General features: G+C 59.2%; 16 protein-coding genes. 7 read left to right on the top strand and 9 right to left on the bottom strand.

Features of this window, described 5'->3' with window-relative positions:
- The first annotated feature begins 484 nt into the window (after positions 1 to 484).
- Positions 485 to 751 (top strand): VF530 family protein, encoded by a 267-nt coding sequence (locus RR842_RS05685; protein ID WP_332513704.1) that lies wholly within the window; start codon positions 485 to 487, stop codon positions 749 to 751.
- 65 nt (positions 752 to 816) lie between these two features.
- On the opposite strand, the gene RR842_RS05680 is transcribed toward RR842_RS05685, so the two are convergent.
- A complete protein-coding gene (locus RR842_RS05680) occupies positions 817 to 1,065 on the bottom strand; it encodes a hypothetical protein (RefSeq protein WP_332565180.1) in 249 nt (82 codons plus the stop codon).
- 174 nt (positions 1,066 to 1,239) lie between these two features.
- On the opposite strand from RR842_RS05680, the gene guaA reads away from it, so the two are divergent.
- The 3 genes from guaA to RR842_RS05665 all read left to right on the top strand — a co-directional run bounded on the left by guaA (position 1,240) and on the right by RR842_RS05665 (position 5,667).
- Positions 1,240 to 2,223 carry a glutamine-hydrolyzing GMP synthase gene (gene guaA, locus RR842_RS05675; protein ID WP_332711880.1) on the top strand — a complete coding sequence of 328 codons (984 nt, stop codon included), beginning with the start codon at positions 1,240 to 1,242 and terminating at the stop codon, positions 2,221 to 2,223.
- Between the two features lie 100 nt (positions 2,224 to 2,323).
- Entirely contained in the window at positions 2,324 to 3,649 is a 1,326-nt protein-coding gene (locus RR842_RS05670; RefSeq protein ID WP_332729205.1) for an ATP-binding protein, read from the top strand.
- A gap of 323 nt (positions 3,650 to 3,972) precedes the next feature.
- Positions 3,973 to 5,667: a SulP family inorganic anion transporter gene (locus tag RR842_RS05665; protein ID WP_332514066.1), complete on the top strand. Its 1,695-nt coding sequence runs from the start codon at positions 3,973 to 3,975 to the stop codon at positions 5,665 to 5,667.
- 107 nt (positions 5,668 to 5,774) lie between these two features.
- Here RR842_RS05665 and RR842_RS05660 read toward each other — a convergent pair whose 3' ends face one another.
- The 8 genes from RR842_RS05660 to RR842_RS05625 form a co-directional block, all read right to left on the bottom strand.
- Positions 5,775 to 6,443 carry a winged helix-turn-helix domain-containing protein gene (locus RR842_RS05660; RefSeq protein WP_332514067.1) on the bottom strand — a complete coding sequence of 223 codons (669 nt, stop codon included), beginning with the start codon at positions 6,441 to 6,443 and terminating at the stop codon, positions 5,775 to 5,777.
- A gap of 149 nt (positions 6,444 to 6,592) precedes the next feature.
- Positions 6,593 to 8,548: a fructose-1,6-bisphosphatase gene (locus tag RR842_RS05655; protein ID WP_332729203.1), complete on the bottom strand. Its 1,956-nt coding sequence runs from the start codon at positions 8,546 to 8,548 to the stop codon at positions 6,593 to 6,595.
- 106 nt (positions 8,549 to 8,654) lie between these two features.
- Entirely contained in the window at positions 8,655 to 9,995 is a 1,341-nt protein-coding gene (locus RR842_RS05650) for an ABC transporter permease (RefSeq protein WP_332514070.1), read from the bottom strand.
- Positions 9,992 to 10,726 (bottom strand): ABC transporter ATP-binding protein, encoded by a 735-nt coding sequence (locus RR842_RS05645; RefSeq protein ID WP_332514071.1) that lies wholly within the window; start codon positions 10,724 to 10,726, stop codon positions 9,992 to 9,994. Before RR842_RS05645 ends, RR842_RS05650 begins: the two co-directional genes overlap by 4 nt.
- Before the next feature lie 256 nt (positions 10,727 to 10,982).
- On the bottom strand, positions 10,983 to 11,954 hold the full coding sequence (locus RR842_RS05640; protein ID WP_332522240.1) for a helix-turn-helix transcriptional regulator: 972 nt from the start codon (positions 11,952 to 11,954) through the stop codon (positions 10,983 to 10,985).
- 295 nt (positions 11,955 to 12,249) lie between these two features.
- Positions 12,250 to 13,410: a DUF3810 domain-containing protein gene (locus tag RR842_RS05635; protein ID WP_332729201.1), complete on the bottom strand. Its 1,161-nt coding sequence runs from the start codon at positions 13,408 to 13,410 to the stop codon at positions 12,250 to 12,252.
- Between the two features lie 72 nt (positions 13,411 to 13,482).
- The gene (locus RR842_RS05630; RefSeq protein ID WP_332513887.1) at positions 13,483 to 13,824 is read right to left on the bottom strand and encodes an ArsC family transcriptional regulator; all 342 of its coding nucleotides are present in this window, start codon (positions 13,822 to 13,824) and stop codon (positions 13,483 to 13,485) included.
- Entirely contained in the window at positions 13,787 to 14,089 is a 303-nt protein-coding gene (locus tag RR842_RS05625; protein WP_332729200.1) for a DUF4011 domain-containing protein, read from the bottom strand. Before RR842_RS05625 ends, RR842_RS05630 begins: the two co-directional genes overlap by 38 nt.
- A gap of 434 nt (positions 14,090 to 14,523) precedes the next feature.
- Between RR842_RS05625 and RR842_RS05620 the strand changes: the two genes are divergently transcribed.
- From RR842_RS05620 to RR842_RS05610, 3 genes are all read left to right on the top strand, one after another.
- A complete protein-coding gene (locus RR842_RS05620) occupies positions 14,524 to 15,396 on the top strand; it encodes a DUF6429 family protein (protein WP_332554246.1) in 873 nt (290 codons plus the stop codon).
- Positions 15,397 to 15,517: 121 nt separating this feature from the next.
- On the top strand, positions 15,518 to 17,335 hold the full coding sequence (locus RR842_RS05615; protein WP_332729199.1) for an SWIM zinc finger family protein: 1,818 nt from the start codon (positions 15,518 to 15,520) through the stop codon (positions 17,333 to 17,335).
- A 60-nt stretch (positions 17,336 to 17,395) separates the two neighbouring features.
- Positions 17,396 to 19,549, top strand: a complete 2,154-nt coding sequence (locus tag RR842_RS05610) for a Tex family protein (protein ID WP_332729198.1) — start codon at positions 17,396 to 17,398, stop codon at positions 19,547 to 19,549.
- Positions 19,550 to 19,648: the final 99 nt, after the last annotated feature.

Genomic DNA, 19,648 nt, shown 5'->3' with positions numbered 1-19,648 from the left:
CGATTCGCCCTGCTCCTTTACATAGCCCGATCGCCGAAGCGTCGCCTAAAATCTTTCGCTGGAAAATCAAGGCGATCGCGTGCAAATTTTTCGTTTTCCCGCAACGACGAACCCTCCAGACACCCACTGCTCGCCTTTCATCATTCCATAATCCCAGATCAGCACAAATCACTAGACCCTATAAGCGACTGCACGTCCGCCTGCAAAGGAGATTGAGCGCGAAATCATGCGGGAAAACGAAAAATTTGCACAGCAACTCCCTCTCAACAAGTTTCATCGCAAAACTTCGGCACAAAACTCGCCGATCACCCCTTGCCCTACTTGCGTTTTAGCGCATACCGCTCGAACACGCGGCGTTTCGCAGCGCCCCGGCTTCGACTCGTCGATGGATTATTCGAAGCGAAGCCCGCCACGCCATCCGCACGCTCTTGTCCTGTGCCATTATGGAGAGCAGACGAAATACCCCGAGGAGGATCGGATCTGCATGGCAACCGAAGAACCTATCGCACCCCAGCGCCCCAAAGACCCGCTGCACGGCATCACGCTGGAGATGATGCTCGTGCGCCTGGTGGACAAGTACGGCTGGGACGACCTGGCGCAGCGCATCCACATCAACTGCTTCAAAAACGACCCCAGCATCAAAAGCTCGCTGTCGTTTCTGCGCAAAACGCCGTGGGCGCGCAACAAGGTGGAGAAGCTTTACAAAGGAACCACGTTTCTCCGTGAGGAGCCCCCGGAACCTTCGCTCTAAGCATCGAGCCGGGCCGCTTTCACCTCGACCGACCTCTTCGCAAACAAGGCTACCAAGCGTCGGCCCTATCGGCGCGCTGCTCCACCGGCAAGCGGCGCGCCGATAGCATAGAGGTAGCGCTCGACCAGATCGTTACCGTTGGCCCTCCTTTCCTTCGGCAGAGACATCGCCTCTATGGGAATGCCGTGACCTGTCAGCGATTTCACCAGGGCATAGCCATAGGCCGGCTCGCGAAGCTGGCCCAGCACGAGCATGACCAGCGTGCCACGGCGCAGCTCCAAGACCATGCTCGACACGATATCGTCGTATGCCACGCTTCCCCCGTTTGGTTCTCCTTATATCGTGTGCGTTGCACACGATAATTCGTTGGGTTTGTTAGTGCTGCCCTGCGAGCGTCCGCGCAGGCCGTGGTTTCGCTATAATCGCACCCATGAGAAAAAGGGCCGGTGTTCGCCGGCATCCGCGAGCTAAGAGGAGGACTATTCCCTATGGATACCAACAAGCGCCCCGAAGATATGGAAAGAATCACCACGCCCGAGTTGGCGCAAGCATTCGTCGACGAACAGATCGAAGCCGTCCGTGCCCAGGTGGGCGATCGGAAAGTGCTTCTTGCCCTGTCCGGCGGCGTGGACTCGTCGGTCGTAGCTGCACTGCTTATTAAGGCTATCGGCAGGCAGCTCATCTGCGTGCACGTAAACCACGGCCTCATGCGCAAAGGCGAGAGCGAGCAGGTGGTGGAGGTATTCCGCGACCAGCTTGATGCAAACCTCGTGTACGTAGATGCGGCCGACCGCTTCCTGTCGCTGCTCGAGGGCGTCGACGAACCCGAAGCCAAGCGCAAGATCATCGGTGCCGAGTTCATCCGCGTGTTCGAGGAAGAGGCCCGCAAGGTGGGCGACGAAGTGAGCTTCCTGGCTCAGGGCACCATCTATCCCGATATCCTGGAGTCCGACGGCGTGAAGGCGCACCACAACGTGGGCGGCCTGCCCGACGACCTGCAGTTCGAGCTGTGCGAACCCGTGAAGCTGCTGTACAAGGACGAAGTGCGTGTCATCGGCGACGAGCTGGGCCTGCCCGAGGGCATGGTACAGCGCCAGCCCTTCCCCGGCCCGGGTCTCGGCGTGCGCTGCCTCGGTGCCATCACCCGCGACCGCTTGGAAGCACTGCGCGAGGCCGACGCCATCCTGCGCGAGGAATTTGCCAATGCTGGCCTTGAGGGCAAGGTGTGGCAGTACTTCGTGAGCGTCCCCGACTTCCGCGCCACCGGCGTCCGCGACGGTGTCCGCGCCTTTGAGTGGCCCGCTATCATCCGCGCAGTGAACACCGTCGATGCCATGACCGCCGAGGTGCCGGAGCTGGATTGGGCGCTGCTCAAGAAGATCACCGAGCGCATCCTGGCTGAAGTTCCGGGCATCTGCCGCGTGTGCTACGACCTGACGCCGAAGCCTATCGGGACGATTGAGTGGGAATAGCTTCGTCCTGATTTTAACCATATCCTTCACTTTTACGTCCTTATTATCGCCATTTCGTGTGATAATAAGGACGTTTTAGCATTGTGGCGATGGAGGGGCTGTGGAGCGTTTTCTTATGAAGGACCTTGCAGACTGGAAAGATTCCGCCCGCAGGAAGCCTCTCGTACTCAACGGAGCCAGACAAGTCGGAAAGACCTGGCTGCTCAAAGAGTTCGGACTGCGGCACTTCGAGAGCGTGGCCTACGTCAGTTTCGACAATAACCCCGGCCTCGCGGCCCAGTTCGACAAGGGTTACGACCTGCCCCGTCTTCTGCTTATGATCCAAGCGGAGAGTGGGCAAAAAATAGTCCCAGGGAAGACCCTTGTTGTTCTCGATGAGATCCAGGAATGTCCCCGAGCCCTCACATCGCTCAAATACTTCTGCGAAAATGCCCCCGAGTTTGCGGTGGCAGCAGCTGGCTCCCTGCTCGGTGTCACCTTCCATGAGGGCACCGGCTACCCCGTCGGCAAGGTCGACCTGTTCAATCTACATCCTCTGAGTTTTCGCGAGTACCTTGACGCAACCAGCAACTCCACACTACGAGAAGTCGTCGATTCAGGTGATGAGCAACTCCTCGGCTCCTTGACAGTAAAACTCGAGGGACTACTCAAACAGTACTATTTCATCGGAGGAATGCCCGAAGCAGTTGCTACGTTTGTTGATTCGAACGACTTAGATGCTGTCCGTGCTGTGCAGGACGGCATCCTGTTCGGCTACGAAAGGGATATCTCGAAGCACCTAGGATCCACCGGCGCGGAGTATGCGCTTTCCGCATGGCGCTCGCTACCGTCGCATCTCGGACAGGAGAACAAAAAATTCGTCTTCGGACATATCAGAGACGGTGCCCGAGCCCGCGACTACCGATCAGCCATCACCTGGCTTGTGCAAGCAGGTATTGCATCGAAGGTTAACCGGGTGTCAAAACCGGGAATTCCCTTGGCAGCCTACACCGACGAATCCGCATTCAAGCTCTTCGTCCTCGATATCGGCCTCCTCTGCGCGCTTTCCGGACTCGACGCTTCGAGCATCGTTGACGGCAATGCGCTCTTTACTGAATTCAAAGGAGCCCTCACTGAACAGTACGTTTGCCAGCAGTTGGTTTCGGACTGCAGCCTCAGCCCCTACTACTGGTCCGCCGAGAACTCCCGTGGCGAGATTGATTTTCTCGTCCAGCGCGGCAGTGGGATCTACCCAATCGAGGTGAAGGCAGAAGAAAATCTACGCTCGAAGAGCTTGCGGGCATTTTCAGAACGATATCCCGACACGATTCCGCGTCGCTTTAGCCTTTCGGGCTTTCGAGACCAAGGCTGGATGCAAAACGTGCCACTCTTCGCCATCGGAAACCCAAGGAATTGGGAGCAAACGACACCGATTGCGAGCCTTTAGGTCGAAGTTCACCGACGGATCTCGGATTCTCCGTCGCCGCTATTGCAGCAAGGCTGGGGCATGACTGCACCGATATAACATATAGCTACGCGCGCTCTCCCCACCGTTCAATCCGAAATGGCACGACCAACAAAACATCGAAGTGAGAGGCGCTATCATTTGCCATATTGCTATCTGCGCGATAGAATACACGTTCCCGCCGTAAACACCAACTGCGCATATCGAAAAGCATTCGCGTTCCACCCGATGCTACATTCGGGCGGTTTGTCGCGTTTACCGGGACCTTTACCGTACGAAACCCGAATCGAGCCAGAAAACAGACCATGCAACGCGACAAAATCAAACCCATACTGTTCAGCATCATCAAGCACTCCAGCAAAGAGGAGCTGAAAAAGCAGCTGCCTCGCGACATCGTCTCGGGCATCATGGTGGCTGTGGTGGCATTGCCCCTCTCCATCGCCCTGGCCATCGCTTCGGGCGTGAGCCCCGAGAAAGGCCTCTACACGGCCATCGTCGCCGGGTTTCTCATTGCATTCTTTGGCGGGAGCCGCGTGCAGATCTCCGGTCCCACGGCGGCATTCGCCACCATCGTGGCGGGCATCGTAGCAGCGGACGGCGTAGAGGGGCTGATCGCCGCCACCATCATCGCCGGCATCCTGCTGATGCTGATGGGCTTCTTGAAGCTCGGCGCCATCATCCGCTTCGTACCCTACACCATCACCATAGGATTCACTGCAGGCATTGCTGCAACCCTCGTTATCGGCCAGATCAAAGACTTTCTGGGCCTCTCACTGCCCACCGGCACCCCCACGGTGGAGACCATGGAGAAATTGCAGGCCGTCGTTCAGAACATCGGTACGGCAAACTGGCAGGCGTTCGTCGTAGGCGCGGTATGCCTGGTCATCCTTTTCATGTGGCCCAAAGTAAGCAAGAGGATACCCGGCTCCCTGATAGCGCTTCTCGCAGGGATAGCCCTGGTGAATGGCTTCGGAATGAACGTGGCCACCATCGGGGATCTCTACACCGTTAGCGGCGGCCTTCCCGTATTCAACCTTCCGCAGCTGAACGTGGATATCTTCCGCGACCAAATGGCGAACGGCATTACCATTGCCATCCTAGCAGCCATCGAATCGCTGCTGTCCTGCGTCGTAGCCGACAGCATGATCAGCTCTCATCATCGCAGCAACATGGAACTCGTAGCGCAGGGTGCCGGCAACATCGCGTCGGTGCTGTTCGGCGGTATCCCGGCAACAGGCGCCATCGCGCGCACCGCCGCAAACGTCAAAAACGGCGGCCGCACCCCCGTTGCCGGCATGACCCACGCAGTGGTGCTGCTTATCGTGCTGGCGTTCTTCATGCCGTACGCCGCCCTCATCCCCATGCCCACCATTGCGGCAATTTTGCTGCAGGTAGCCTACAACATGTCCGGCTGGCGCAATTTCGCGCACTTGTGCAAAACCGCTTCCAAGGGTGCGGTCGCCACGCTGCTGCTCACCTTTACGCTGACCATCGTCATCGACCTCGTTGCAGCCATCGCCGTAGGCATGCTGATAACCGTGGTGCTTTTCATGAAGATGGTGAGCGAAGAAACCGAAGTCAAGGGCTGGAAGTATTACGGAGACGAAAACTCCGAAGTTACCCATTTGCGAGAACTGCCCGAAAGCGTGCGCGTCTACGAAATAAACGGCCCTCTGTTTTTTGGCATGACGGACCGCATTGCGGCTATCTCGGTGAAGTCTTTCACCAAATACTTGATCATCCGCATGCGCGGCGTACCCTCACTCGACTCTACCGGCATGAACGCGCTGGAGAGCCTCTATGGCTACTGCCATGAAAACGGTGTCAGCCTCATCTTCTCCCGCGCCAACGAGCAGCCCCTAAAAACCATGCAGCGTGCAGGTTTCGTAGACCTAGTTGGCGAGGATAACTTCCGTGGCAACATCGACGACGCCATAGCCTACGCTCGTCGGTTATTGGACGAAGAAGAGGACGCAGCAGCACCCAAAATACCGAGGTGACGCCCCCCTCTGTCCTCCAACCTGCCGACCGCCAAGAAGCCTCAGCAGTCGGCAGACCCACCTACCGCCTCACTGCAACGCGGCGATCGGTGTCTTCCCGCTCAAACCTACAACAAGCTATCGTTGAGCCATGCGCAGTAGCGTTTGATGCCGCTCGCGCAAAGCCCGTAGTAAACCTTGCCGTCCTCTTTCGACATCTCGACCAATCCAGCAGCGAGCAACATGTTCATATGGTGCGATGTTGTTGCCGGAGTAAGCTCAACTCTGCGGGCAATTTCCAGGTTGTACCGTTTTTCATTTTTAAGCACGCGCAGGATCTTCAGCTTGCTTGCATCGCTCAGTGATTTTGCCACAAGGGTGGCTTCGATTTCGGTCAGACCTTCTCCTTGGCCTGCCAGCAACCTGCTAAGCAAAAGACCCACGAAGCAATACTTTCCAAAGAGCATTATCATCAAGGCCGAAGCGAGCGAAGGAACCACCTGGGCATCGGGATCGAGCGCCCGCACCGTATCAACGGCGGGTGGCAGTTCGCCTTGCGCCACTTGGTCCTCAAGTTGGGTAAGCAATGGCGCAATTTCGGCCTCGATTTTCGCGTAAGCATATTCGAAGGCAGGAAGATTCGCATTAACCGCCTCGACAACCAGCATGAACTTTTGCTTAGGTTGTTGCAGCAAAGCAGCTATCTGCCATTTTGCCTGGTCCGACAATTCGCTTGCCTCCAAGGCAGCGATGGCCTCGTTCTCGCTGTCTAAAAAACCAGCAACTCCCTCGCACACAACAGCGGATACGTCCTCGTCAGAGATTGCGCCCAAATCGCCCAGCCCCCGCTTCTGTCCTCGGGGTCGAACGCGACATGGGAGGCCCGTTCCCTCGATAAGCGGCATGCCTTCATGACGAGGGCCGGCAAGAGCACGGGGGCCTCCCGTTACCTCCCACCCTCGGCAATCGCGCCGCAGCGGTATGCCGCGAGCAGCTGCTCCAAGTCGGCGATCTGCCCTTTCAGCACGGCTCCGTTATCGGTGTCGGCCACCAGCGTGCGGCGCTCCACGCGTTCAACCACGCGACGGGACGAATGGATGTCCAGCTCGTTTTCCACGGCAGCGCGCGTCGACTCGAGCGGCTCGTGGGCGGCCAGCACGAACCCGTAAGAGTTCGAGATCAACGTGTAGCCCGCAATGCCGGTGGTGGGCTGGTAGGCCTTCGAGAAGCCGCCGTCGATGGTAAGCACGCGGCCACCGCACTTCACGGGGTCCTCGCCGTCCTTCACCTTCACGGGCACGTGCCCGCATACGATGCGCGACGTCTCGGGGTCAAGCCCGAAGTCCTCGAAAATGCCGGCCAGCGCCGCCTCGTCCTCAAGGAACGTGTAGAACGGGTTCTTGACTTCCTTGCGCGCCGCCCTGTCGGCGATCAAGTACAGCTCGAACGTGGCCATCTTGCTCTTCGCGAACAGGGGCGAGCCCTCCCCCAGCCACAGGTACCACATGAGGTCGCGGCCGCGCTTGCGCATGTCCTGGTCGGGGTCGTCGAAACCCGCGCGCACGTAGCGCTCCATCACGTCATAGAGCGCGCGGCCTTTGTACTTCTCACCGAAAACGTCCGTTTCCCTGAGGGAGCCGTCGGCGCTCAGCGGCACGCAGGCGTGGAACAGCAGATTGGAGTTGTACACCTTGTACAAGCTGCCCGCGTCCAAGAAGAAGCGCATGTGGCGCTGCAGTTTCTCGCAGCCCGTGAACGCCTGCTCCAAGCGCTGCATGACCTCTTCTTCCTCGGGCGTGAGCCGGTAGGGGTCGGTCGGGTCGACCGTCGGGAACACCTTGTCGGTCAATTCGTATTCGACGCCGTCCACCGCCACCGTGCCGCGCCCGTAGTCGATCTTGTCCAAAAGCTTGCGATCTTCCAGGTCGAAGTCGGGGTTCTCGTCGATGAGCGCGCCTTCCACCTTGAACTGGATGATGGCCATGGCCTTCTGGATCTTGACGTTCATCTCCAACTCTTGCGGCCCCAATTCCGGATTACCCTTGAGCCCGAATGCCACGCACGGGTCGTCGCGATAGGCCTCGAGCGCGAACGACGCGAGCGGCAGGATGTTGATGCCGTAGGCGTCTTCCAGAATAGACAGGTTGCCGTAGCGCGCGCAGTTACGCACGACGTGCGCGATGCAGCCGCGCTGGCCGAGCGACGCGCCCATCCACACGATATCGTGGTTGCCCCACTGGATGTCGAGGGAATGGTAGTCCATCAACGTGTCCATGATGATGTGCGGATACGGGCCGCGGTCGTAGATGTCGCCGACAATGTGCAGGCGGTCGATAACCAACTGCTGGATGAGCAGGCACAGCGCTTCGATGAGCGCGCCGCCGCGATCCGTGCGAATGACGGCATCGACGATGGCGGCGTAGTACGCCTCCTTATCCACCCCGTGGCGGTCCTCGGTCATAAGTTCCTCGATGAGGTACGCGAAATCCTTGGGCAGCGCCCGGCGCACCTTGGAGCGCGTGTACTTGCGCGCGGCTCGCTTGCATACAGCCACCAGGCGCGGCAGCGTGACGGCGTACCACTCCTCCGGGCAATCCACCTGCGACAGCACCAGCTCCATTTTCTCGCGCGGGTAGTAGATCAGCGTGGCCAGCGAGCGCTTCTCTTCCTTGCTCAGGGAGTCACCGAAGGCATCGTCAATCTTGAGCCGGATGGAGCCGGAGCCGTTCCGCAGAATATGCGAGAACGCCTCGTACTCACCGTGGATATCCGATGCGAAGAACTCCGTGCCCTTAGGAAGGTTCAGCACGGCGCTGAGGTTGATGATCTCAGCCGACGCCTTGGCAGCCGAGGGGAACAGCCGAGAGAGAAGTTCCAAATACCGCTTTTCCGCCACGTCCACGTCCAGCCTCCTTGTCGAACCTTACAACACCGGAATCATTTTACAATACCCGCGGGCAACCCACACCACGCGAACCCAAGCGGTACGATAGGCCGACAGGAACACCTCACTCCTGCACAGCGAGAACCGTTGCGGCCTCACGGTTGAGGGCAGCCCAGGTGGGAACGAGCGTAGCAACGAGCACCAAGGCGAATCCCACGAGCGCGACCACGAGCCCTTCGCCGAAGGCCAGGCCGCCGAATAGGGGCATGCCGCCTACCGCGACGGCGACGACGGCGTTCGAGGCGACCGCAGCCCCCGCACCCGCCAAGGTGGCCGTGATGGCGTGGATGAACGCCTCGCATGCGGCCGATGCCACAAGCGTTGCAGGTCGGGCACCACTTGCGATGAGAAGGGCGACATCGCGCGTGCGCGACCGCGACGTCATCACCACGCCCACCGCCGCGCCAACCGCGCACAGCAGCACGGGACCACCCAACAAAAGGAGGGTCGAAGTCCAGTCGAGCGAGGTGCTCCAACCCACCATACCCCGCTGCTGCGCGTACACTCCCAGCACGTTACTGAGCGAGAAGATGCCCACGAGCAGCCCCACGCCCACCATGATGGGAGTTTCGACCGAGGTGCTGGAGGCGAGGCCGTTGCGCGCCATACGCCGCGCCAGATACCACGCATTCCAGCGCGCCTGCGGCACAACCGAGGTCCATGCCCCCAGCAGCGCTGAGAAAACCAGCGGAGCCACTGGCACCAGAACCGCCACCGCAAGAAGCGGCAGGAACAGCGAGCTATCCATAGCCGCCTCCGGCTCGGACGAAAGCAGGTACCAAGCCAGCCCGCATGCACCGGTGGCCAGGCCCGCAAACAGCAGCATGCGCAGCCAGGTCATTCCCCGGTGTTTAGGCTCCGGGTCGCGCAGCGCCGCCAAGGGAGGCGTGGCCGCTGCACTGCGGGCGCCCCTCAACCCGCCCAGCAGAAACACGCCCGCCACCACAAGCCAAACCACGGGCATGAGCGGCAAGCCTGCGTCGAGCACCACCCTGTCGATTGGCTGGTAGAAGGGAGAGCTGAACACCCCGGGGAACAGCGGGGCGAACGTAGCCGCCTCGACCAGCGTGCCGCACGCCGCCCCCAGCACTGCCACCACGGCCAGCTGCGTCAGCACCACCACGCCCACCCTCCGCGGGCTCACGCCCGCCAACTGCCACAAAGCGTAAGAACGCCGTTGCGCCGACACCGTCAGATTCGCGGCCGGCACCAGCACCGCCACGGCGGCGATCAGCGAGAACGGGAGCATCGTCAAGGTTAAGCCTTGCAGGCGCGGGTATATCGAAAAGGTAGCGGTGAGCGACGTCACCCAACCGCCCAGATAGCCGCATGCCACCGCGATGGCAAATGCGCCAGCCCACGTGGCAGCATGGTCGCGCAGGTCGCAGAACACCAGGCGAATCATCGCGCTTCCTCCATCGCGTCGAATATCTGCGCGGCGCTGGAGTGTCCCAACTCCCGCGCAACCTGCCCGTCCCTCAGCACCAGCACGCGGTCAGCCAAAGAAGCGGCCTCCAAATCGTGGGTTACCAGCACCACTGAGCGCTGCGGGTCGTCGCCAATGCGGCGCAGCATGCCCAACACCTCGCGGCCGTTCTTGGAATCGAGCGCGCCGGTGGGCTCGTCGGCGAACACCACGTCCGCGCCGCCCGCAAGCGCCCGGGCTATGGCCACGCGTTGCTGCTCGCCGCCCGACATATCGCCCGGACGGCTTTTCTGCCGCCCGGCAAGACCGACGCTCTCCAACGCCGCATTCGTTTGTCGCGCGGTCAGAGGGCGCCCCGCCAGGCGCGCGGGCAGCGACACGTTCTCCCCAGCGTTCAGCGAAGGTATGAGATTGTACGACTGGAAGATGAACCCCACGTGATCCCGGCGCGTCTTGAACAGAGAGCTGCGACTTGCCTTGACCACCTGCTCACCCATCACCTCGATGCAGCCCGCGTCGGCCGCCTCCAAACCGGACAAGCAGTACAGCAGCGTCGACTTGCCCGAACCGCTCGGCCCCACGATGCTTACCATCTCGCCCGCCTCGACGCGCAGGCTAATACCCTTCAGCACGTCGGTCGTGCGCCGGGCCCGTCCGCGTCCTGCGCTGAACGACTTCTCTATTCCTTGCGCAACAATCGTTGCATTCATATGCTCTCCTTAAAAATTGCGGTGACGGAACTTGACCACGGGTGCGCGAAGCCAAACCCTCGATTACGGGGTCGGATATGCGAAAGCTTGCTCCTAAAGGTGCGTTTTTCGCCTTGTCTCAAATTGGATAGTTGCGGGGAACAGTCGCTCGAGCCTACGAGTCTGCGAGTCTGCGAGTCTGCGAACTTACGACCCGACGACCCGACGACCCCACGACCCCACGAGCCTGCGCGGTAATCCCAAAGGTAACACTTGCCTACTCGTCGCCTCGAACGGAGCGGATGCCTCCGATCACGCCGCACAGGATACCGCCGATCACCCACGCCAGCCAGAACCACCGCTGCGCGCCCAACGCCGGAATGAACAGGAGCACCAAGCCCACGGCCGTCGACAGACCCAAAACAATCCCGTAGATGCTGTTCTCTCGCCTCATTTTGCGAGCCCGGGCCCGAAGCGCTTCATCGTCCAGAGCGTCAACCTGATCCTCGCTCATGACCAGCAGCGATTTATCGTTGTAGGTTTTCAGATTGCATCGCGATCCAAGCAGGCATCCGCGCACGACAACGAACACGCCGCCCGCGGCAAGCATGAAGAAGGCTCCGCCGGCAAGCCACGCATCCGCCTGCAACATCACGGCTGCGGCCGCTCCTACCATGAACAGCCCAAGGCCTATGACCAGGCTCTTCGACATAATGGCGCGTGCTTGGTCCTTTTGCTCGTCGGTATAGAAATCGTCCACAAACGGGTGAGCCCGGCGAAACGCACGGCGCGCAAGCGCTGCAGGAAGAACGAACCCCAACCCAACGGCAATGCCGATGAACACCAGCACGCTGGCAGAGTTGCGCACCTCGTCAACCGGCACCAATGCAGGACTCGACAAGAGAAGCGCCCATGCCGCTCCCACCAATGCCAGTGCCACGCCCAAAGACAGCTTCCAAGCAGAAGCACGCATCGCCTGATCATATCCCGTCACATCTTGCAAAGCCTTGCCCGAGGGCATGCTCGCCGCCTTGTTTGCGGGAAGGTCCGTCAAATCTCCCATCACCAACTCGTCAAGCGTGCACTCGAACAGCGCGCACATCCTAATCAGCTTGTCCATTTCCGGGTAGGCGCGCTCCGCCTCCCACTTGGACACGGATTGGCGGCTCACGCCCAGTAGCATCGCCAGCTGCTCTTGGGTCATGTTGCGCGTTGCGCGCAGGTGCCGCATATTATCGCGGAAGCTCATGGAATCGTCCTTTTCACTGCATACGTTCGCCCACGTAGCAAACCCCGTTTGCGCGTATGCATTAACTTCGCGGCACGTTCGCAGCCCGCGCGGTTGAGCAGCGGCAGCGCCTTTTCAAGAAACCCGTTCGTCGACAGCGTCTATACTGCAGGCGCGGTGATCTTCCCACAACCAACTTGCGGCTTCTTTTTCGAGGATCGCATGACAACTTCCGGTATCAAATCGCAGGTCAGAGATCAGTATACCGCAGGTACCGAAGGATCGCCCCTCAACAACATCATCCGAAGAGAGCGCTCTAGCCCTCACCCCGCGACGAGCCAGCAGATGATGCGCGCTGCTCCGCCAACAGCAAATCCACCATTCTGCCGTAACTCGACACGCCGTCCGCCTGGCTGTTCGCCTTCAGATACGTATCGTTGGCAGCATTGGATATCTCGGTGATCGCTCCTTCATGCTCATCCCAAAACCGATCGTTCTCGGCCATGTCGTACTGCACCGTCAAAGACAAACCAGACAGCACGCCCGACGCCGCCTCCGAGTCAACCTTCCTCAAGGCGGAAACGGAATGGACGAACGCCAAATATTGTCCGCTGTAGCGCGCGAGTGGATCGTCTGCTTGTTTGCAGGCAAGATAGGCTATGAAGTTCGCTTCGTCCTCACGCATGAACCCGCACTGATGCGCCAGCTCATGGGTCATGGTCGAGGGGATGGTGAATAGCGGTATGTCATCGTTGACATTGGATTCCATGGTGAAGGGGAAGAATATCCCCGCGATGCCCGCATCCGACATCAATCCCGACAGTGCCACCGGCTTGGGCTCGGAGTAAAGCGGCCTCTCCAGCACGGGGTACTGCTCAGCCAGCGTCCGAATCGCCGACACGGAGTCCTGTGCGCACTGGTCGAAATCCTCTCGATCGAATGCGGCGAGGTCGACATCTTGCCCAAGCCGCTCTCTTGTCTGATTCAACCCGCCGGCGAGCGACACGCAAAGCTGCTCCAGCTCTTCCACGCTAGACTGCTCCACCCCGTAACCTGTGTACGACGTGAACGTATGCCGGTAATAGTTCAGCCCACACAGAGTAGTGAACGCAAAATACAGCATGCTGGCTATCGCAAGCGCTCCCACCACGCTGCGATACAAGATCACGCCGCGCCCGAGGTTGCCGGATGCCTCGGGTGCCTTGCGAGATAGCACACCTCTGCCCACCACGATGCGGCGGATGCAATGGACGACATACCAAAAGCAGAACAGCAGAAACAGCGCCACCCACCACTCGGCCACCGAAAATCTCACGAGCGACGGCAAGAACCCCACCGCTGTGGACAGCACCGGATACACCATGCGGCTGTACACCTGCTCCGTCCAATCAGGATTGCCTTGCGCATACAGCGTCACCAACAACGCGCCGATTCCGGGAAGCAGGAACAACAGCCGCAGAGGGAAGAATCTTTTCACCGCATTCTCCCTGCCACAACCGCATACAGGCAATGACCCGCATGCCGGCAAAACAACGAAATTGCGCTCACCCTATTCCCACGTCTTCCACACCTCGGGCGCATAACCCACCGTAGCTTGCTTCCCGTTGCGCACCACCGGCTCGACCAAAACCTGCTGGTTTTCCAGCAGCTTGTCGAACTTCTGGTCCGACGACAAGTACGCCAGCAGGGCCACCGTGTCCCCATCTTTGGCCTTGGGGTCGATCAGCTTGTCGATGCCGCCCACCACACGACCCACCGACTCAAGCTCACCTTTGCTCATCCCCTTTTCCTTCAAGTCGATGAACTGGAACTTCACACGACGCTCTTGGAAGTAGCGCTGCGCCTTCTTCGTGTCAAAGCTCTTCTTCGTTCCGAATATCTGAATGTTCATGCACTTCTGCTTCCCGCGCGTTCGCCATTACCGTGCGCCTCCTTATAAATGAAGCGCAATCAAAGACAAGTCGTGCATCCACCCCCGCTTCGTCATGAGAAAGCGGGTCTAAGCCATCAATCGCTATGCCCTGCCCACTTCGAAGTATTTCGACAAGCGAAGCATTCACTTGGGACTCATCATCGCGCATGCGAATAAGATATCCCGACTTTGCCGATTTTTTCACAATGTCGATAGGAATCAGGATAATCGGCGCATAACGCAAAGCTCCTCCTCGCTTTTCATGCGCTTGACATGCCCCCAGCATCCGAGAGCGCTCCCCCGGCGGCAACACTCTCCACCAAACCCTCGCGTCTGTCAGATTGCCAAGAGGACAACCGAGGACAACCTTTCCACCGTTCCCGTAGAGCCTTTTGCGTCCGCGCTTCGGAACCAATACAATACAACAAGTGCAATCTTCGCTCGTGTGGGCTAAACTTTCGTTGTTATCCAGGTACCCCTTTCGTTGCGCAGGAAACCTATCGCACTCGCAACGAATCTATGTGCGGTAGGGGAGATTCGCTCAGAGCACCAATGGATCTCGCGGCAAGGACACGACAGCAAGCGAAACCCTATGATTTCCCCAAGTTGACCTGCATCAATAAAGCACCACAGCCACTACAGCAAGGCGCAAAGCGCACGCTCACGAAAGGATGCCTCATGGATAAGCACGCCGCCGTCGAAGACCTCACCTTGATGATGCTGCACCTGACTTCTTTCTCCGAGAAAACCAGTGGTTTCCTCATTCGCAAAGCGTGGAAAGGATACGATTTCGATACCCTCGATGACCTAGACGATCAAGGGTATCTTTTCGGATCAAACCGCTCAAAATCGGTCACCCTCACCGACGAGGGCGTACAGCGCGCAGAAGAGCTGCTCGAACAATACGGCATCACTCTTGATAGCCCTAGCGATGAGGTTCCGTCGTTCCGGTTTCACCTCGCATTCAACTTTGAAGAGCTCAGCTGCTCGCGCGACCTGCTCGTTCCAAAGCATACCTCCTTCGAAGATTTCCATACCATGATTCAGGCGTGCCTCAACTGGATGAATTATCATCTTTATAATTTTGAGCTGGTCTCTCACGGCGAACCCCAATACATCGCGCACCCCCACTACGAGACAGGGGAGGACCCTCGGGCAGACTTCCTTTTTTATGACGAAGACGAGCCCGAGAGTATCTGGCGCGATTCAACAAAAACCTATCTCGACGACTTCTTTCCCGCCACGCGAACGACCCTCTATTCGTACGACTATGGCGATGGATGGGAAATCACCATCGAACTGCTTAACCAAGGCGAAAAAATCCATCAAGATCGACCTATCTGCTGGAGCGGTAATGGAGATGCGCCCCCGGAAGACGTGGGCGGTGAAGGGGGATTTGCACATTTCTTACGCGTGAGAGACGATGAATCGGACGAAGAACACGACCACTTGGCCGCCTGGGGAGAAAACCAGGGGTTCGAGCGCTTCGTCCTCCGCAGAGCCAACAACCGACTGGCGCGCTGGAGCGACTGGAAGCAGATAGCCGAGTAACTGAAGCTGCGTCGATGCGTCCCTCAGAATCAGCTTGCGCCCGAACCCTGTGCCTTGGCAGTTCTCAGGCCGGCCAAGTCATATTGCACCCCCATCAGCACGCCTTACGAAAGGTTAACCCATGACAGCAGATTTCAGCCCGCTTGTTGCTGCACGAGGACGCGAGTACTACCAGCGGGGCAACGTTGGCAGCGTGGAAGAATTGGCACCGAACCTCTACCATGCCGTCGTGGACGGGACCGTGCAATACGATGTGGACATACGCTTCAAAGGCGATCGGGTAGTTTCGGCTGCATGCACCTGCCCCTATGAGGGGTGGTGCAAACATGCGGCAGCGGTCGAGCTAGCCGTCAAGGATCTACGTGCCGCTTCAACCAGGCAATGCAGCGAGAACCTTCAGACTCGAGACGAATCGAAGCCCGCCGACGCCCAGGAGCACCCCTTCCCTCATAACATCTACGATACCGTTATGGCGTTCCTGATGCAGCAAAGCGAAACCGAAAACGACCAACCCACAGAAAGCAGCTCATACCGCAAAGGCAAAGGCGACGGCGACTCGCTGCTTTTTGACGATTACAGCTTTAATGAGGCAATGCGGCAGGCGCAGCGCGCTCAAGGAGCCGATCCTATCGAGCCGCTCTCAATTGACCGGGCCTCAAGAATCCTTAGCGAGGCGCTGGTCGATCCTGAAGCTTTTGATTTCAGATATGACCGGTACGGCGATTTCGCGGACGACGATATCGACCTCGAGGCTGTCGCTTCCGTGCTTCTCAACGCTAAAACCTGCACAGATCCTGCACAAGGCGCCCTCATCGCGCTCGCCGCACTTGATCCTTTAGCAAGGAGCCTTGAATGTCACCACGAAGGCGATAGCGGCGAATACGAGGCAATCTACGAAGCGCTCGCAATACTCGAGGAGCGCTGCGAGTACCTTGCTGCAAAAGGGTCCACAACGCTCCGCTCGTTTGTCTTGTGCGCTCTTATCGAAACGACGCGTATTGGTGCCATCGCCGGCTGGATCACACGCAGCGATCTTCTCAGAATTGCAGCCGACCTTGCCTATTCGAGAATAGAATACGAAGAGCTCCTGCGCCTCGTCGAGACCGAGGAAGAAGGATCCTACACGCAAGAAGGCTGCGTGGGACTCCATTACCAGCTCCTCGTCGAGGGAGGTTTCAAAAAGGAGTCCCGGCAGTTTGAAAAAACCCATGAACTCTCAAGTTTCTTCCTACAGCCTCGCATCCGGCAAGCTTTTCTTCAACATGACTTGAGCACCGCACGCACGTTACTGGAACGACGCCTTGGATGGAATCAACCAAGTAACGGAAAAGGCTCCAAAACCATTCCTTTAGGAGAAGGAAGACCTGGCGTTTCTATGCCACGTGATATTTTTCCCCATGGGTACGCTACCTATATGGAAGCCCTGCTCGAAGCAGAGCAAGACCGCGATGCGCTGCTGCTCCTCTATCGCAAACGCCTTTGCGAAAATTCTTTCGCGGACAAGCACATCGACCTCGAGAAGTTTAAGCTCTTGACCGACAGCCACTGGCCCCAGGAGCGCGCTATCCTCTTGGATAGCATTATTGAAGGGAAACACCCCTCAAGCCTGCTCACCGATATCGTGACCCAAGAAAACCTGGCCGAACCGGCACTGCGCTACTGCCAGGTCGACCCCCCACGCATTCTCGGGCTCTATCGCTTGGTCGGCTCCGCCTATCCGAACGAAGCCGAAGAATTGATGCGAGGTATTATCGAGCAAAAACTTAAGCGCACCTCGGGACGCGAAATCTACCGCGAAACCTGCAGTATTTTACAGAAATATCGCACGCTGTTCGGAGTGGACAAGGCAACTGCGCTCATGAGTCGTATGAGAGAATCTTACAAAAACAGACGCGCCTTGCTCGAGGAGTTTCAAAAACTGGAAGATAGTTGGACATAACCCCTCGTTTTTCTGCAACACTTGCATCAGACAACGTATCGAAACCAAAAACAGGATATTATGACGAACATCAAAAACCTCATCGCCAAAGAGCTCAACCTTACCTCCGCCCAAGTTGCCGCCGTCATCGACCTCGTCGACCAAGGAAACACTATCCCCTTCATCGCCCGCTACCGCAAGGAAGCAACCGGCGGTATGGACGATGCCACCTTGCGCGACTTCGACGAGCGGCTTGCCTACCTGCGCAACCTCGAAGCGCGCAAAGCCGAGGTGTTGCATTCCATCGACGAGCAGGGCAAGCTCACGCCCGAGCTACAAGCAAAAATCGAAGCGGCCACCATCATGCAGCGCGTCGAGGACCTGTACAAACCCTACAAGAAAAAGCGCGCCACCCGCGCCTCGAAAGCCCGCGAGGCAGGGCTGGAGCCGCTCGCTCTGCTCATCCTAGCTCAGGGGCGCAGCGACAAGGACCCCCTGGCTCTTGCCGCGGGCCTCGTGAACGTCCCTGCTGGCTACGACACCGCTGAAGCGGCGTTGCGGGGCGCGCAAGACATCGTGGCGGAGATCATCGCCGACGACGCCGAACACACCGCCTGCCTACGCGCCTTCACCAAAAGAAGCAGCGCTGTCGGCGTCGAAGCGGTCGATGCCGGCGAAAAGACCGTGTACGAAACGTATTACGACTTCTCGGAGTCTCTCGCGAAAATACCCAACCACCGCATCCTCGCCATCAACCGAGGCGAAAAGGAGAAGAAGCTCAAGGTCAAAGTGCAGGTGGATGCGAACGTAGCCGTCGCACAGCTTGAAAACCGCGTGCTCAGAAGCCCAAGCCCCTTCACCTCCGTACTGAAAGAAGCAGTGGCCGACAGCTACAAGCGCCTGATCGCGCCCTCGCTCGACCGCGAAATGCGCGCCGAGCTCACCGAGCGGGCGGAAACGGACGCCATCCGCGTGTTCGCCAAGAACACCGAGAACCTGCTCCAGCAGCGCCCTGTCAGGGGCGCGCGCGTGATCGCGCTCGACCCGGGCTATCGCACCGGCTGCAAGGTAGCCGTGCTCGACGAGTACGGAAAACTGCTGGACTACACCACCGTCTACCCCACGCCGCCGCGCTCGGACATCGAAGGCACGCAGCACAAGCTGGCCGAATACATCAAGCGCCACCGCGCCAACGTCATCGTCATCGGCAACGGCACGGGCAGCCGCGAGACCGAGGAGGTGGTGGCCGACCTCATCGCCAAAACCGACGCGCCCCTCCACTACACCATCGTGAACGAAGCCGGCGCCTCGGTGTACTCGGCATCCAAGCTGGCAAGCGAGGAATACCCCGACCTCGACGTGACCACGCGCGGCGCCATGAGTTTGGGTCGACGCCTGCAAGATCCGCTGGCTGAGCTGGTGAAGATACCGCCCCAGGCCATCGGTGTCGGACAATACCAGCACGACCTCAATCAAACGGCGCTCGCGCACGCACTCGCCGGCGTAGTGGAAAGCGTCGTCAACCGCGTGGGAGTCGACCTCAACACGGCAAGCGCCAGCCTGCTGGGCTACGTGTCGGGCATCAGCGCCGCCGTGGCGAAGAACATCGTGGCTTACCGCGAGGAGCACGGCGCGTTCACCAACCGCCGCCAGCTCAAAAAGGTGGCGAAACTAGGCGACAAAGCCTTCCTGAACTGCGCCGGCTTCCTGCGCATAGCAGGCGGCGACAACCCGCTTGATGCCACGAGCGTCCACCCCGAAAGCTACGCCGCCGCCAAAGCGGTGCTGAAGCGTGCGAGCGTGAAACCCGAGGCGTTGGCGCATGGCGGCATATCCGACATCGCGCAGCGCGTCGGCGACGTTTCCGCGTTGGCGGCGGAGCTGAGCGTGGGCCTGCCCACGTTGCGCGACATCATCGCCGAGCTGGAAAAGCCCGGCCGCGACCCGCGCGACGACGCTCCCGAGGTCGTGTTCAGCAAAGGCGTGCGCGATTTCGACGACCTGGCCCCCGGCATGGAGCTCACCGGCACCGTGCGCAACGTCGTAGACTTCGGCGCCTTCGTGGACGTCGGCGTCAAGCAGGACGGCCTCGTGCACGTATCGAAACTCTCCGACCGCTTCGTTAAACACCCCAGCGAAGTGGTCGCCGTGGGCGACACCGTAACGGTCTGGGTTGCCGGCATCGACAAAGAGCGCGGCAAGATCTCGCTTTCCATGGTGAAGGGGAAAGTGTAGCCAGCGAGCGCTCCACGTCCCCCGGCAATCGCATAGACCGACGATCGCGTGGTACTCAAGCATCGATGGTCACACAAAGCGGCACATCTTGCCGAAAGC

The sequence above is a fragment of the Gordonibacter sp. genome (assembly GCF_036667095.1).
Taxonomy (GTDB): domain Bacteria; phylum Actinomycetota; class Coriobacteriia; order Coriobacteriales; family Eggerthellaceae; genus Gordonibacter.
The sequence above is the reverse complement of the archived record's forward strand: the minus strand, read 5'-3'. Positions and strand labels throughout refer to the sequence as shown.

What these genes read in the sequence shown, in the direction of transcription:
- RR842_RS05685 (WP_332513704.1), top strand. Translation starts at nt 485, where the DNA reads ATGGCAACCGAAGAACCTATCGCACCCCAGCGCCCCAAAGACCCGCTG.
- guaA (WP_332711880.1), top strand. Translation starts at nt 1,240, where the DNA reads ATGGATACCAACAAGCGCCCCGAAGATATGGAAAGAATCACCACGCCC.
- RR842_RS05665 (WP_332514066.1), top strand. Translation starts at nt 3,973, where the DNA reads ATGCAACGCGACAAAATCAAACCCATACTGTTCAGCATCATCAAGCAC.
- RR842_RS05650 (WP_332514070.1), bottom strand. Translation starts at nt 9,995, where the DNA reads ATGATTCGCCTGGTGTTCTGCGACCTGCGCGACCATGCTGCCACGTGG.
- RR842_RS05645 (WP_332514071.1), bottom strand. Translation starts at nt 10,726, where the DNA reads ATGAATGCAACGATTGTTGCGCAAGGAATAGAGAAGTCGTTCAGCGCA.
- RR842_RS05640 (WP_332522240.1), bottom strand. Translation starts at nt 11,954, where the DNA reads ATGAGCTTCCGCGATAATATGCGGCACCTGCGCGCAACGCGCAACATG.
- RR842_RS05630 (WP_332513887.1), bottom strand. Translation starts at nt 13,824, where the DNA reads ATGAACATTCAGATATTCGGAACGAAGAAGAGCTTTGACACGAAGAAG.
- RR842_RS05620 (WP_332554246.1), top strand. Translation starts at nt 14,524, where the DNA reads ATGGATAAGCACGCCGCCGTCGAAGACCTCACCTTGATGATGCTGCAC.
- RR842_RS05615 (WP_332729199.1), top strand. Translation starts at nt 15,518, where the DNA reads ATGACAGCAGATTTCAGCCCGCTTGTTGCTGCACGAGGACGCGAGTAC.
- RR842_RS05610 (WP_332729198.1), top strand. Translation starts at nt 17,396, where the DNA reads ATGACGAACATCAAAAACCTCATCGCCAAAGAGCTCAACCTTACCTCC.